Source organism: Actinomadura formosensis (assembly GCF_050948385.1).
Classification (GTDB): domain Bacteria; phylum Actinomycetota; class Actinomycetes; order Streptosporangiales; family Streptosporangiaceae; genus Spirillospora; species Spirillospora formosensis.
In genome coordinates this window covers 3,644,854-3,658,737 of sequence record NZ_CP192011.1, presented here as the reverse complement: position 1 = coordinate 3,658,737, position 13,884 = coordinate 3,644,854, and the positions used below count along the sequence as shown (strand labels likewise).

Here is a 13,884-nt window from a genome sequence, read left to right as displayed (position 1 = left end):
CGGCCCAGCATAGATTTACACAACGGATTTCAGGCGCAGGACACTAGTTCCGGTGATGCGGCCCGGTCCTGCAAGGCACGGCAGGATGCCACTGCCGAGGTGGGAACGGCTGATGGCCGGGTCGGGTGGCCGGTCCCAGGCGGGTGATGAGCAGGCAGACGTCGTCGCGGCCGCCGGCGGAGACGCCGAGGCGGTCCAGCAGGGTGTCGGCCAGTTGGGGCTGGTCGAGTCGCCGGGCGTCGGCGGCCAGGGCATCGGTCAGGTGCGCCAGGCCGTTCTCGATGTCCTCGCCGCGGCGTTCGACGAGCCCGTCGGTGTAGAGGATGAGGGTGTCGCCGGGGGTGTAGGGGCGGCTGGCCTGGGGGCGGGGGACGTGGTAGGGGCGGGCTCCCAGCGGCGGGTCGGTGGCCTGGTCCAGCAGGTCGATGCTGCCGCCGGGATGGGCCAGCACGGGCGGCAGGTGGCCGGCGCTGCTGTAGGTCAGGTGGCCCGTGTGGGGGTCGATCAGCACGCAGGCGACGGTGGTGCCCAGTGCTCCCCCGATCGACCGCGCGTACAGGCCCTGCACCTCCAGCACCCGGCCAGGTCCGGCGACCGCGCGGAGACCTACGGCGACGACGAGGTCCCCGACGAGCTGGCCACTGCCCGCGCCGCCGCGGCCCGCCTCCGAGAGGGGGTGGCCGACGAACGGCGGCAGCAACGGCTTCTCAGCCAACCAGACTCCCCCACCGCACCAGAGGCGGCGACCACCGCCGCCACCCCGGCCACCGAGCAGCCCAGCGGGCCCGCCCCGGGCACTTCGACGGCCCTCGACGCCCCGTCCGCGCCGCCGAAGGACACAGAGCACCGCGCCGACCAGGGCGCATCGCCCTCCGCGGCAGACGCCCCAGACCACTCTCCCGATCTGCATGCCCAGCAGGGACGCGGCCAACCCGCGCCCGCACCTGCCGAGCCCGCAGCGCCAGAGGCGCAGCCCCCCGCCGAGGCCCCGCCGGACACCTCTGCCGGCCCACCCCGGGGCGAACCCGCCACGCCGCCGGGCATGACTCCCGAGCGGCACGCCGAGCTGATCGAGGCCATGACGCTGCTGGCACCCGCCATGTTCCACGCCGGCGCAGGCGACCCCGCCCGGTACGCCGTGGAAGGCATCGACAACACCCTCGCGCCCGGAGACTCACCGGTGACACCAGAGGAATGGGACTGGGCGGAGAGCTGGGCACAGCTGCATCCCGAACTCGCCGGCGGCGACCGCAACGGCATCGCCGTCTTCGGGGACAGGTGCCGCGAACGCATCCAGGCCATACGGAAGACCCGCAGGGACGACGCCGCGCGGATCTCCGGCCGGGCACACCAGGCGTGGAAGGCCGGGGAAACCGACCGGGCGCTGCGGCTGATCGGCGAAGGGGAACACCTCTACCCGGACGACCCCGTGTGGTCCAGAGCCCGCGACGCCATCCAGCGGGAACAGGGCGCCCTGGACGACCGGGCCGACGATGCCGGCGCCGCGGACGCGCCTCCAGCGGACCGGAAAGTCCCCGAGGCTGCCCGGCCAGCACCGCCCGCCCCTGCCCACGACGCTGACGTCCCAGCCGGTGATGGAGGCCAGATGCCCGAACAGCAGTCCGCGGCCGCCGAGCCTGCCACCAGGCCTGCCGCCGGGCCCTGGCCGCCCGGATCCGGATCGACGACTCCCCCGCACGTCCCACGGTGAGGGGCACCAGGTTCGAGGACGTCCGGCTCAGAGAGGCGCTGAGGAGCAGCGGCTTCCGTTGGCGCTGGGTGCGTGAGCTCTGGGAGTACACCGGCCCGGCGGGCAGGAAGGCCGAAGCGCTCCCATCCGCCGACCGCGCAGCAGCAGGCCATCATCGACGCCGCGGTCACCCAGAAGCTCGACGTCGCCGTCCAGGCCCTTGCCGGCACCGGCAAGACCTCCACCCTGAACATGGTCGCCCAGCGGGTCGCCGAGGCCTCGCCCCAGACGCGCATCGTCTACATCGCGTTCAACGCCTCGATCGCCAGAGAGGCACGGGAGACGTTCGGCCCGAACGTCACCTCGGTGACCGCGCACGCCCTGGCACTGCGCAGCCTGCGCACCGGCCCCCACGCCGGCAAGACCACGCGGATCGGCAAGGGCGTCCGGCATCCCGGCGACATCGCCGACCTGCTGAACCTCGAAGCGGTGGCATATCGCGACCACGACGGCGACCCCCAGGAACTTGCGCCGTCCGTCCGCGCGCAACTCGCCATGGCGGTGGTGCGGACGTTCCGCGAGTCCGCCGACCCCCAGATCACCCAGGCGCATCTGCCCGACGCGCTGACGGCGTTCCCCGGCACCGGCCGGGCCGTCCTGGACACGGCCCGGCAGATCTGGGACGACATCGCCGACCCCTCCAACGCCCGCCTGCTGGAGGGCGACCGGCCGCGCGCCGTCCTGTTCGACCACGACGACCACCTGAAGCTGTGGGCGCTGTCGCGGCCCCGGATCGACGCCGACCTGATCTTCTTCGACGAGGCACAGGACATCAACGCAGTACTGCGCCGACTCGTCCAGGACCAGCCCACCCAGACGATCGTCGTGGGCGACACCTTCCAGTCGATCTACGGTTTCCGGGGCACCGAGGACGCCTTGGCGCACTGGCCCGCCGAGGTCACCCTGCCCCTCACCCGGTCCTGGCGCTTCGGACCCGAGATCGCCAGACGCGGCGACGACTTCCTGCGCCTTCTCGGCGCGCCGTACGAGCTCACCGGCAATCCCGCCCTGGCCTCCACCGTCGGCCAGGTCACCGCCCCCGACGCCGTCCTGTGCCGGACGAACGTGGGCGCGGTCAGCGAGGTCTTCCGCGCCTTCGACGCAGGCAAGCGCGTCGCGCTCGTCGGAGGCGGCGGCGAGATCTCCAAGCTGGCCAGGGCCGCCAAGGATCTCAAGGCCGGGCGCGGCACCAGGCACCCGGAGCTGTCGCGCTTCGCCACGTGGGCGGACGTCGAGGAGGCCGCCCGGCAGGAGCGGGCCCTGCAGCCGTTCGTCCGCCTCATCGACCAGCACGGACCCGACGAACTGCTCCGCATGGTCGGCAAGTCGCCCCCGGCGTCGCCACGGCTCCGGCCGTGGACGACCGGCAGGCCGCCGAGGCCGCCGTCCAGGAGCCGCCGGCTCCCGCTCCCGAGCCTGAAGCGGCCGTGGACGCGGTGCCTGAGCCCTCTGATGCTCCCGTGCCGGCAGCGGACGGCGTGCCCTCCGTCCCCGCTCAGGCTGAGGCGCCCGCAGCAGAGGAACCCGCCTGCGAACCGGCAGGCGGCCGGCCCACTCCCCCTCGGCCGGCCAAGCCCACCACGAGAGCCGCCTCGGCCCGCCGCTCCGGCGAGAGGAATCGCCGTCCGGCTCCGGAGCCGGACGGCCAGATCGACCTGTTCACCGAAGTCGAACCCACCGTCCCCGGCACCCTGGACGAGACGACGCCAGAACCGGCCGCCCCGGCACCCGAGGACAAGCCGGACGACCTCGATGCGCCGATCACACCGAGACCATCCACGCCCGCCGACCCGGCACCCCCCGCTGCAACAAGTCCCGCGGCAGAAGACCCGGACAACACACCGCCGCCGCTCCCCGGCCTGGACGACGCGCTCACAGCACTGGCCGAAGCTCATTACCAACCCGCCTCCCAACCCGCGGCCGCCGACCAGACCCCATCGCCGCCGGAGGCGGAAGACAACTCACCGCGCTTCACCATCGATGGGCGGCTCAGCCCGACACCGGCATCCGGCCCCACGCCCCTCACCATCCCGGATGCGCCCGAGAGAGACGACACGGCAGCGCTGTCGTTCGGCGACATCCACGCCGGGTTCGAGGCGATCAGACGCGCCCTGCAAGACCCGGACATGGGCGTCGACATTTCCGAGGCGATCACGGCCGCGCACCGCGCCGGCGACCGTCCGCGAGCCGATGCCGAACCGCGCGACGGCCAACGTCCCGGACCCTCCGCGCCGCCCGCAGGGGTCGATGACGCCCTTGCCGCGCCGTTGCAGGAGGCGACCGCGCATCTCGGCGAGCACGCCCGGTCCAAGGAATGGCAGCGGATCGCCGAGGTCATCGCAGCCTCCAACGAACTGGGCCGCACCATCCTGGGCACGCCCGGCAGCTACCGGCGCCAGGCCGCGGACGACCTGCGGATCCGGGGATTCTGGCGGACGGTGACCGCCCGGTGCGCCCGGACGATCGCCACCGCCGCCTACCGGCTCGCCGGACGCATCGAAAGCGGCGCTTCCCGCACCGTCCGGGCCCTGCGCGAACTGGCACGCCACGCCGGCGACTACGCCGACCGCCTCACCGGCACCCTGCCCGCCGGACGCACGCTCCGCAGCAAACGCGACCTCGAACAAGGCTGGGTCGACCTCGACACTTTGCTGGACGGCCCCGCCAGGCCACGACCCGATGAGCCCACCTGGACTGGTGAAGTACTGCGCACGGGCGTCACCGCCATGAGGCAGGCATGGGACACCGCGGCAGGCACCGTGGGGACGGCGATCACCTCCACACCAGCCTGGCGGCAGATGTCCGCACTCTGGAACAGCGCCCGCTCCGTCCTGGACAAGGTCCACCAAGGCGCGCTGGCGTTCGAGCGCGACGCCTACTCGATGGGCTTGTTCTGCGCAGTGTGGTCACGGACATGCGAGACCTTGGCCTGGGGCACGCGCCAAGCCTTGGAACACCTGAACACCAAAGGCAACCGCAGCGGCGCGGGATGGCAGGCGCTACGGCTCCTGCACCACACGGCCGAAGAGACCACCGCCCACCTGCGCGGACGGCTCCCCCGCAGCGAACACGCTCCACTGGGCACCTACGACCCCCCGGCGCTGCAGGCCACCTCCCCCACCCGGACAGCGCCGGCCCCGGCAGACCGCGACAGCGTCCACCAAGAACTGATCGGACTGCTCGACGCGTTCGACTACGCCCGCCGGCATGGCGAACTGACCGGCGGATTCGCCCAGATCGGGAAACTCGCCGAACAATCAGCCGCCCGGCTCGGCCTGACCCGCATCGGCGCCGCCAAGGAGACCTTCGACCCGACACGGCACCAGGCCCTGGGCCTCATCGGCGACGCATCCGCCACCACCCAGATCGTCGACCGGGTCGTCCGGCCCGGATACATGTCCGAAGGCCGCGTAGTACGGCCCGCCGCGGTCATGGTCGTCCAGCCCGGCACAGTCGACCCCGACACCGCCCAAGCCCGCAAGGCCGTCACGGCCTCCAACCAGCTCACCGACAACCCTTCACGACTGTCCAGCACCGACAAACCCCTTGCCCCCACCCAGAACCGCACACCAGCACCCGGACCATTCAGGCCATCAACCCCCGAGACCGAACGCTGAGAACCCGGCATCGACCGCACCACCGAAAAGCACGCGGCCCGAACCACGTCCGCCTCACTGCACAGAACACTCGAATGAGCCTCACGACGAAATCCGTCCCACCTTGTCAACGCCCTGAGCCCATCCCCGCAGGCGCGGGGTCGACAACGCGACGACGACGGGCAGCGTGAAATGCAGCGGACGATCCCCGCAGGCGCGGGGCTGACAGCCAGTCGTCGGGGAGCGTCCCGCCGCACTCCGGACGATCCCCGCGGGCACGGGGCCGACCGGTAGCTGGCGTCGGTGTTCAGCCGGCCCCGCGAACGATCCCCGCGGGCGCGGGGCCGACGCACACTGCAACTCTCACACCCGTGATGGACCGGAACGATCCCCGCGGGCGCCCGCGGGGATCGTCCGCCCGGCTACGTCATCCAGGCCCCCTACACCGGGTCGCCCCCGCGCCCGCGGGGATCGTCCGCTGGCGGCCGACGGGCCGCGCCCGGCACAGCGGTCGGCCCCGCGCCCGCAGGGATCGTCCCTCGCGGTTGTGTCCGTCCACCGAAGTTCGTTCGTCGCCCCCGCGCCCGCGGGGATCGTCCCAGCGTGGGGGACGGCTGGAATACGCCAGAAAGGGATCACGGATCAGCGTCGTGGCTGGTTGATCGTCAGCGTGGCTCGGTTGGCGGGCCGTGAATGATGCGGTGGATGGTGGAGCGGCCGACGCTGTACTCGCCTGCCAGGTCGGCCAGCGAGACCTCGCCCTCGGCGTAGCGGCGGCGGATGGGACGCCGCGCCGATTCGGGCAGTTTGGGCTGCTTGCCCTTGAGCTTGCCGTTCTTCTTGGCCAGCGCGATGCCCTCGCGGGTGCGCAGGTGGCCCAGGTTCGCCTCGAACTCGGCGACCATCGCCAGGGTCTGCAGGAACAGCCGGCCGAACGGGTCGTTCCAGTCGTAGACCGACCCGCCGAGCCCGAACAGCACCTCCCGGTCGGACAGGTCGGTGAGGATCTGGTTGGCCTCGGCCATGTTGCGGGCGAACCGGTCGAACTTGGTCACGGTGAACACGCTGGCCGGCCACACCGCCGCCAGGGCCTGATCCAGCCCTCCGCGATTGCGGCGGGTGGTCCCGGAGAACCCCCCGGTCGATCTAGATTCGATCGGCCGGGACACCGAGACCGAGCAGCTGCTCGGTCTGGACGACGACGTCCTGCTCGTCGGTGGAGCAGCGGGCGTACCCGACCCGGACGGCGCCGGGAGCCGTAGCATTCATGCCCTCAACTGTTCCGGATAGGGCCCCGTCACCGGGACAGTTCGCGGAACAGCTAAACGGAACACCCCGACCTGCGGCGCCGTCCGGGCTGGCCGGTGTTCCGGTGGGGGATCCCCAAACGGGACAGCACCGAGCAGTCGAGCCATGCGGTCGGCGACGTGTCGACGGCGGTTGGCGGGACAGCCAAACCAGGGTCCACGCTGGTCCTGACGCTCAGTTCTCATGCGTCCGGCTGTTTATCTGCCATGTCGGAGTGGCGCGGTGGTGGACGGTGCCGTCCGGATCGAAGACCAGGTAGCGGTCGAAGTCTTCGGCGAACCAGCGGTCGTGCGTCACGGCCAGGACTGTGCCCTGGTAGGCGGTCAGCCCGTCTTGGAGGGCTTGGGCGCTGGCGAGGTCGAGGTTGTCGGTTGGCTCGTCCAGCAGGAGGAGGGTGCAGCCGGACAGCTCCAGCAGCAGGATCTGCAGTCGTGCCTGCTGCCCGCCGGACAGGGTGTGGAAGGGCTGGCGTCGCGTAGGTGCGAGTTCGTATCGGGCCAGTGCGCGCATGGCGTCGTTGAGGGTTGTCCCGAAGTCGGTCGTGATGATCTCGTCAGGGTTGCGGTCGTGCAGGTCGGGGCGGGTGTGGGTCTGGACGAAGTGGCCGGGAGCGACGCGGGCGCCCAGTCGCACCGTGCCTTGGTGGGGGACGGAGGATGGGGCGGCGAGCAGCTTGAGGAACTGTGACTTGCCCGACCCGTTCGCGCCGAGGACGGCGATGCGTTCGCCGTACCAGACTTCCAGGTCGAACGGCTTGGTCAGGTCGGCGAGTTCGAGTCGTTCGCAGATCACGGCGCGTTTCCCGGTGCGTCCGCCGCGCAGGCGGACGCGGATGTTCTGCTCGCGCGGCGGCGGCTCGGGCGGTCCTGCCTCCTCGAAGCGGGACAGGCGGGTGCGGGCGGCCTGGTAGGACGAGGCGACGGCGTCGTTGGCGGCGGCGCGCTGACGCAGCGCGTGGACCAGGCGACGCAGTCGGGCATGCTCATCGTCCCAGCGGCGGCGCAGTTCGTCCATGCGGGCGGCGCGGTCGCGGCGCGCGGCCGTGTAGGTGGCGAAGCCGCCGCCGTGCACCCAGACCGTGCCGGACTCGACGGTGATGATCCGGTCGGCGGCGCCGGCGAGCAGGCGGCGGTCGTGGGAGACCAGCAGCACGGTCTTGGTGGTGGCTTGCAGCCGTTCCTCCAGCCATTGCTTGCCGGGGATGTCCAGGTAGTTGTCGGGCTCGTCGAGCAGCAGGACTTCGTCGGGTCCGCGGAGCAGTGCCTCCAGCATGAGGCGCTTTTGCTCGCCGCCGGACAGTGTGCCTGCGGGCCGGTCGCGGACCTCCTCATACGGCAGGCCGAGCGCCAGGGTCGTGCAGGCGTCCCAGACGACTTCCAGGTCGTAGCCGCCGGCGTCAGTGAAGTCGCTGATGGCCTGGGCGTAGGCCATTTGACTCTCCGAGGCGCCGGTCAACGCGGCTTCGGCACGTGCGAGCGCGTCGGTCGCCGCCTTGATCTGCGGTGGCGCGACCGACAGGAGGAGTTGGCGGACGGTGCGGTCCTCCGGAGTGAACTGGCGCATTACGCCGAGTCCACCCGTGTTTGCAATCTTCCCCGCAGAAGGGGCCAGTTCACCGGCGATGAGCCTGAGCAACGTCGTCTTGCCGCCGCCGTTCGGCCCGACCAGGGCCGCCTTCGCGCCCTGCCCCACACGGAAGGACACCTCATGCAGCAAGGGCCGTCCATCGGGCAGCGCATAAGCCAGGTCGCTCACATCGATGTGCCCCACAACCACCTCTGGACGCTGATCGGGTGACTAGAACATTGATCCGGTACTCGTTCACCGTACTAGAGTGAGCGCATGGGAACGAGCCGAGCGGGCGACATCTGGTTGAGGCGGCCACGCAGGCGACGGGAAGCGCCACCGCTGTCGCGGGAGCGCATCGTCGCCGAAGCGATCGTGCTCCTGGATGAGGAAGGCGCGGACCGGCTGACCATGCGGCGGCTGGCCGAGCGGCTCGGCACCGGCTCGACCACGTTGTACTGGCACGTGGACACCAAGGACGACGTGCTCGACCTGGCCCTCGACACGGTGTTCGCCGAGGCCGAGGTACCGCCGGCGACCGACGACTGGCGCGCTGACATCACCGCGATGGTGGAACGGTGGCGCACGGTGATGCTCCGGCATCGCTGGACCGCGACGCTGATGGGCCGACCGATGCTCGGCCCGAACGTCCTCACGCGTACAGAGTTCCTGCATGCGGCACTGCAACGCGCCGGGCTCACGGGCGCACCGCTCACCGCCGCCGCCTACGGACTGTCACACTTTGTGATCGGGGCCACGGTCAGCCAGCTGTCATGGCGTGGGAGGGACGAGTCGTCCACCCGCGATGCCGCCGACAAGATCCTCGCGGCGCAGCGCGAGGCCTATCCGACGCTGGCCGCGCACGGGCATCCCAGCGACAACGACTGGGACGACGCGTTTCACCGCGGCCTGGGATACCTGATCGACGGAATCCGCGCGAACACCATCGGGTCGCCGGATCCAGCCCAGTCTTTTCCTCTCGGACCCGGCGACCTGATCAGGTAGGCGGCGTGCCGAACAGCACGCGGGGTTCCAGGTGCGAGGCTGCCCTACGGGCAGGTCCGCGTGCTGCTGGATGTCCACACCGCGCTCGGCGGGTCGGGCACCGGCTGGGATCTGCACGCGCTGAGGCACTTTGTCCCATCTGGCGAGGACGGCGCGAGCCTGCCGATGCTGATGGCCAAGAACCGGCACCGCACGATCGAGAGCGTGCGCCGCTACTTCCATCTCTGGGGCCCGGCGACGCTCAGCGTTGAACCGGAGGCTGTCAGCGGAAGCGTCGGAAGAAGGCGCGGACGTCGGCGGTGAACAGGCCAGGTTGTTCCATGGCGGCGAAGTGGCCGCCGCGGGGAAGTTCGGACCAGTGAACGATGTTGTGCTCCTTTTCGGCAAGGCGGCGGACGGGACGGGCGATGTCGGCGGCGAAGACGGCGATGCCGGTAGGAGTGGCGGGGCGCCTGGGGGGCGTCGCGTGCGAGGGGTGGGCAGCCTCCCAGTAGTGGCGGGCCGAAGACCCGGCGGTTGAGGTCAGCCAGTACAGCATCACGTTGGTCAGCATGCGGTCGCGGGAGACCGCGTCTTCGGGGGCCCGGGCGCTGTCGGTCCACTCCATGAACTTCTCGACGATCCAGGCGAGCTGTCCGATGGGGGAGTCGGTCAGTGCGTAGGCGAGCGTCTGCGGCCGGGTGCCCTGGATCTTGGCGTATCCCGACATCTCAGGCTCGGCCTGGAGCATTCGGTTCAGGCGTGCCCAGTCGTCTGTGGTGAGTTCGGCGGCTGCGGCGGGGTCGTCGGGGGGCAGAGTGAGCAGGGTGTTCAGATGGATCGCGGTCACTTGCTCGCAGGCCACGGCGGCCAGTTCCAGAGTGATCGCATGCCCCCAGTCGCCGCCTTGCGCGCCGTAACGGTGATAGCCGAGTCGCCGCATCAGTTCGGCCCAGGCACGTGCGACCCGGTGGATGTCCCAGCCGCTGTCCGGGGTCGGTCCCGACAGGCCGTATCCCGGGATGGAGGGGATCACCAGGTCGAAGGCGTCGACATGTGCGGCGCCGTGCGAGCGGGGGTCGGTGAGGGGGCCGATGATGTCGAGGAATTCGATGATGGACCCTGGCCAGCCGTGGGTGATCAGCAGCGGCATCGCGTCCGGCTCGGGGGAACGGATGTGCAGGAAGTGGATGTCGGTACCGTCGATCGTGGTGATGAACTGAGGAAACCGGTTCAGGTCGGCTTCGTGCTCGCGCCAGTCGTAGACGGTGCGCCAGTAGGCGGCCAGTTCCTTCAGATATGCCAGCGGAACGCCCTGCGCCCAGCCCGGGACGGGGGTCTCGTCGGGCCATCGGGTGGCGTCGAGGCGCGCGGCCAGGTCGTCTAGGGCCGCTTGAGGGATATTGAGCTCGAAGGGCCGGATCAGCGTTTGCGCTTGCGCGGTCATATCTCCTCCTTGTCGTTCGGTTCGCCCGCCAGAGCTCGCGCAGCCGCGACGTCGGTGTCGTCCCAGCCCCAATGCCCCGGGGCGTCCTGTTGCCTGGCCTGCTCGTCGATCCACCGGTTATGGGTCTCCCAGGCCGCCTGCTTGCTGGTGCCCAGCGCGGCACCGATCTGGGCCCACGATGCTCCGACCCGGCGTGCGGAGCGGACGGACAACTGGCGGCCGTAGCCGGCCTTCCGCACGATCACCTCGCCAAGCGCGAGCATCTCCAGGGTCTCGGCGCGCGTCAGTGGCACCGCGTTGGTCTCGCCGTCGTCGTGGTCATCCGGTGCCGCGAGCGCATCGCGCGTCCTCAACGCCTCGTAGCGGGCGACCGCGGTCAGCAGCGTGAAATGACGTTCAAGGTCGTCGGGAGTCGACATGCCCCGAGTCTCCCGTCAGATCACCTTGACGTCAAGCTCCCTTGACAGAAGAGGCGCTGCTCGCGCCCGAGGCACGCGTTCGGAAGAACACCGCCGACCAGGGCTGACAACCGTCCATCACCCAAGGGCCGGCTCACCAGCGTCCGACGCGGGCAACGACCTCGCCGATCTTGACTCAAGATGACGATGCCGTCCGGCGGGCCAGGTGGTCAATGGGCTGGGGCGGGCCGGGCGCGAAACAGGGCGACGGTTCTGGTGCCAATTCGGAACGTCGTCTGCGCTCGCAGCCCGTCGTCCAGTCGCAGCCGGTGGCCGCGGACCGCGACAGCGATCACGGCGTTCTCGGGCAGCACCACCCTCAAGGCGCGCAGCATGCCCGCGGCCCCAGACGCACCGTCGGGGCCGTGCCAGGCGGTCTGCCCGCCGTACGGAACGCCGGTGATCATCACGCCGGGACGGCGGCCATCCAGCGCCCGGCGAAGCTGGTCGGGATCGAATACATCGGCCCGGTGCACGGCATGCGTAACATCGCTCTGCCCGGTCGCCAGTCCGCGCGCGAGCCGCCGGGCCGCCGCGGTGTAGGAAGGCTTGTCGAAGCGTTCGGCGTGCGCGTCCAGATCGGCGGCCCGGGCGATCAGGCCTTCCCGGCCCGCCAGGGCCAGGTTCTGTTCGGCCAGATGCAGCGCGGCGGGCTCGATGTCGGTGCCCAGCACGGTGGTGATCTGGCGGGGGTGCAGCAATGCCAGCACGGTCAGCAGGTAACCGCTGCCGCAGCACGGGTCCCACACCAGGGCTGCAGGATCCCCGTGCAGCGCCAAGGGCGCTGAAACATCTCACTGGCCAGCCGCACCGGGAAGGCGGGGAACCCGGGCGCCGAACTAGGCCACCGGCTTCCCCCTAGGACCGGCGGGCGCGCTGGCGAGCGGCCTCATACAACGCGACGGTGGCGGCGCTGGCGGCGTTCAGCGAGCTGGCCGCACCACCGATCGGGATCCGCGCCATCGTGTCGCAGCCCTCCCGCCAGCCCGCGCTCAGCCCCGCAGCCTCGCTCCCGATCACTAGCAGCGTGGGGCCGGTCAGGCCCACCTCGGCGATGTCGGCGGCGCCGTTCTCGTCGGTACCGACCACGGTCAGCCGCTGACCGGCCGCCCGCTGCCGGTGCACCCACTGCAGCACCTCGCGGTGCGAGCGGACGCGGACCACCGGCACCGCCAGCAGTGACCCGGTGGAGGCGCGCACCGCCTTGGGATCGTACGGATCAGCTGCGTGCCCGGTGACGATCAGCCCCCCGCCGCCGAACGCGTCGACCGAACGCACCATCGTGCCAATGTTGCCGGGCCCGGCCGGCCGGTCGAACACCACCCCCACAAACGACGACCCCACCGTGATCCGGGACAGGTCGTCGGCCGGCAGCGCCACCACCGCCACCAGCTCGGGAACCTCCTGCTCCTTACCGCTCAGCTGGCCCAGCAGTTCGGGCGCCATCGCCACCCGCTCGGCCCCCGCCCGCTCCAGCATCCCGGCCGCCCACCGCGACAACGGCCGCTCGGCGTCATAGATCAGCGCCCGCACCGGCCAGCCACGCTCCACCGCCAGGCTGATCGGCCGAACGCCCTGCACCAAGAACTCTCCCGCCCGCTGCCGCTTGTTCCGGTTTCGCAGCAGCGCCTCCCACTGCTGGAACTGCGCGTTGGGCCGCGAAACCCGCAGCACGCCTCCCACCGAACGCCCCCATCTTCGTGTTTACCGGCGAACAGCCCAGTTTCCCACAACACGATCTAGGTCAGAGCCTCCTGTTGTGCCTCCTCGAAACAGCACGCAACTCCCCCGAGCCGACCCTGAGAAAAGTCTTCGGCCCGTGATGATCCGGGGCTGTCCGGTCGCGCTGGAAGCCAGCGCCTGTCACCAACGAACGTTTAGCGACAGGCGTCGCGCGCGTCCAGTGACCCGGGCGTGACCAGGGCGCCTGGACGGCACCGATCCAATCAAATCGGATGATGATTGATGACAGGGTTTGACGACAGATAGGGGCCCGTTCCTCCGCACGGAAGGCCCCCGGTGGCGAACCTGATCTACAAGCGGGTCTCGACCGACCAGCAGTCGACCGCCCGGCAGAACCTCGTCCTGGACGAAGCCCGGATCGAGGACCGGGTCACCTTCGAGGAGCAGGCCGGCACCTCCAGCCGCCTCCACCCGCTCCAGCGACCGAAGTTCGGCGAGCTGCTGACGTACGCGCGGCCCGGCGACATCGTGCACATCTCCGAGATGTTCCGTCTCGTGCGCGGCACCCAGCACATCCTTGACGTGCTCGACGTCCTGCACCGCGACCGTCTCGCCCTGCGCATCCGCGACGGCGCGTTCTCCACGATGGACCTCACCGCCCGCCACTCGCGCACCGGAGAACTGCTGTCCACGGTGAAGTTCATGGTCCAGACCCTCGCGGCCGCCGGTGAACTCCAGCGCGAACTGACCTACGACGGGCTACGGGCCGCCGAGGCCAAGGGCAGCAAGGGTGGCCGCCGCCCGGCCATCAAGCCCGACAAGACCACCGCCGTCCGCACCGCCTACCTGAACGGCCGATCCATCGCCGCCCTGGCCCGCGAGCACGGCGTCAGCCGGGGCGCCGTCCGCACGGCCGTCGCCGACCTCATGCCCGAACACACCGCCGCCGACAACGAGGACGTCCCGGCCCCGCAACTGCCGGTCACCCTCGACATGCCCGGCAAGGTCGCCGACTTCTTCCGCGCGCCGAACTGGAGCCCGCCGAGCGGGCCGCGCTCGACCACGGCGTGACCATAAGGCGCGGCCAGGGCT

General features: G+C 70.8%; 14 protein-coding genes. 6 read left to right on the top strand and 8 right to left on the bottom strand.

Features of this window, described 5'->3' with window-relative positions:
• Window positions 1-43 precede the first annotated feature (43 nt).
• Entirely contained in the window at window positions 44-715 is a 672-nt protein-coding gene (locus ACQP1N_RS17250) for a PP2C family protein-serine/threonine phosphatase (protein ID WP_433225180.1), read from the bottom strand.
• Between the two features lie 327 nt (window positions 716-1,042).
• Between ACQP1N_RS17250 and ACQP1N_RS17245 the strand changes: the two genes are divergently transcribed.
• The 3 genes from ACQP1N_RS17245 (at window position 1,043) to ACQP1N_RS17235 (ending at window position 5,367) form a co-directional block, all read left to right on the top strand.
• Window positions 1,043-1,711, top strand: coding sequence for a hypothetical protein (locus tag ACQP1N_RS17245; RefSeq protein WP_433225178.1), 669 nt, complete (start codon window positions 1,043-1,045; stop codon window positions 1,709-1,711).
• A gap of 72 nt (window positions 1,712-1,783) precedes the next feature.
• On the top strand, window positions 1,784-4,192 hold the full coding sequence (locus tag ACQP1N_RS17240) for an AAA family ATPase (RefSeq protein WP_433225176.1): 2,409 nt from the start codon (window positions 1,784-1,786) through the stop codon (window positions 4,190-4,192).
• Between the two features lie 284 nt (window positions 4,193-4,476).
• Complete coding sequence (locus tag ACQP1N_RS17235) at window positions 4,477-5,367, top strand: nucleotide exchange factor GrpE (protein WP_433232737.1); 891 nt, start codon at window positions 4,477-4,479, stop codon at window positions 5,365-5,367.
• 644 nt (window positions 5,368-6,011) lie between these two features.
• Here the strand turns inward: ACQP1N_RS17235 and ACQP1N_RS17230 are convergent.
• The 3 genes from ACQP1N_RS17230 to ACQP1N_RS17220 form a co-directional block, all read right to left on the bottom strand.
• Window positions 6,012-6,425 carry a recombinase family protein gene (locus ACQP1N_RS17230; RefSeq protein WP_433225174.1) on the bottom strand — a complete coding sequence of 138 codons (414 nt, stop codon included), beginning with the start codon at window positions 6,423-6,425 and terminating at the stop codon, window positions 6,012-6,014.
• 67 nt (window positions 6,426-6,492) lie between these two features.
• Window positions 6,493-6,615 (bottom strand): hypothetical protein, encoded by a 123-nt coding sequence (locus tag ACQP1N_RS17225; RefSeq protein ID WP_433225171.1) that lies wholly within the window; start codon window positions 6,613-6,615, stop codon window positions 6,493-6,495.
• A gap of 213 nt (window positions 6,616-6,828) precedes the next feature.
• On the bottom strand, window positions 6,829-8,424 hold the full coding sequence (locus ACQP1N_RS17220) for an ABC-F family ATP-binding cassette domain-containing protein (protein ID WP_433225169.1): 1,596 nt from the start codon (window positions 8,422-8,424) through the stop codon (window positions 6,829-6,831).
• Between the two features lie 72 nt (window positions 8,425-8,496).
• Here ACQP1N_RS17220 and ACQP1N_RS17215 point away from each other — a divergent pair, with 72 nt between their 5' ends.
• Both ACQP1N_RS17215 and ACQP1N_RS17210 read left to right on the top strand, forming a co-directional pair.
• Window positions 8,497-9,225: a TetR/AcrR family transcriptional regulator gene (locus tag ACQP1N_RS17215; RefSeq protein ID WP_433225167.1), complete on the top strand. Its 729-nt coding sequence runs from the start codon at window positions 8,497-8,499 to the stop codon at window positions 9,223-9,225.
• A gap of 60 nt (window positions 9,226-9,285) precedes the next feature.
• A complete protein-coding gene (locus ACQP1N_RS17210; RefSeq protein WP_433225165.1) occupies window positions 9,286-9,528 on the top strand; it encodes a hypothetical protein in 243 nt (80 codons plus the stop codon).
• Here the strand turns inward: ACQP1N_RS17210 and ACQP1N_RS17205 are convergent.
• The 4 genes from ACQP1N_RS17205 to ACQP1N_RS17190 all read right to left on the bottom strand — a co-directional run bounded on the left by ACQP1N_RS17205 (window position 9,488) and on the right by ACQP1N_RS17190 (window position 12,783).
• On the bottom strand, window positions 9,488-10,651 hold the full coding sequence (locus ACQP1N_RS17205) for an epoxide hydrolase family protein (protein WP_433225163.1): 1,164 nt from the start codon (window positions 10,649-10,651) through the stop codon (window positions 9,488-9,490). The two genes, ACQP1N_RS17210 and ACQP1N_RS17205, sit on opposite strands and share 41 nt — an antisense overlap.
• Window positions 10,648-11,070: a hypothetical protein gene (locus ACQP1N_RS17200; RefSeq protein WP_433225161.1), complete on the bottom strand. Its 423-nt coding sequence runs from the start codon at window positions 11,068-11,070 to the stop codon at window positions 10,648-10,650. The genes ACQP1N_RS17205 and ACQP1N_RS17200 overlap by 4 nt, the downstream gene beginning before the upstream one ends.
• A gap of 209 nt (window positions 11,071-11,279) precedes the next feature.
• Window positions 11,280-11,888 carry an rRNA methyltransferase gene (locus ACQP1N_RS17195; protein ID WP_433225159.1) on the bottom strand — a complete coding sequence of 203 codons (609 nt, stop codon included), beginning with the start codon at window positions 11,886-11,888 and terminating at the stop codon, window positions 11,280-11,282.
• 79 nt (window positions 11,889-11,967) lie between these two features.
• Entirely contained in the window at window positions 11,968-12,783 is an 816-nt protein-coding gene (locus ACQP1N_RS17190) for a TrmH family RNA methyltransferase (protein WP_433225157.1), read from the bottom strand.
• Window positions 12,784-13,128: 345 nt separating this feature from the next.
• Here ACQP1N_RS17190 and ACQP1N_RS17185 point away from each other — a divergent pair, with 345 nt between their 5' ends.
• On the top strand, window positions 13,129-13,863 hold the full coding sequence (locus ACQP1N_RS17185) for a recombinase family protein (protein ID WP_433232538.1): 735 nt from the start codon (window positions 13,129-13,131) through the stop codon (window positions 13,861-13,863).
• The last annotated feature ends 21 nt before the right edge of the window (window positions 13,864-13,884 follow it).

What these genes read in the sequence shown, in the direction of transcription:
- ACQP1N_RS17245 (WP_433225178.1), top strand. Translation starts at nt 1,043, where the DNA reads ATGACTCCCGAGCGGCACGCCGAGCTGATCGAGGCCATGACGCTGCTG.
- ACQP1N_RS17235 (WP_433232737.1), top strand. Translation starts at nt 4,477, where the DNA reads ATGAGGCAGGCATGGGACACCGCGGCAGGCACCGTGGGGACGGCGATC.
- ACQP1N_RS17225 (WP_433225171.1), bottom strand. Translation starts at nt 6,615, where the DNA reads ATGAATGCTACGGCTCCCGGCGCCGTCCGGGTCGGGTACGCCCGCTGC.
- ACQP1N_RS17215 (WP_433225167.1), top strand. Translation starts at nt 8,497, where the DNA reads ATGGGAACGAGCCGAGCGGGCGACATCTGGTTGAGGCGGCCACGCAGG.
- ACQP1N_RS17205 (WP_433225163.1), bottom strand. Translation starts at nt 10,651, where the DNA reads ATGACCGCGCAAGCGCAAACGCTGATCCGGCCCTTCGAGCTCAATATC.
- ACQP1N_RS17200 (WP_433225161.1), bottom strand. Translation starts at nt 11,070, where the DNA reads ATGTCGACTCCCGACGACCTTGAACGTCATTTCACGCTGCTGACCGCG.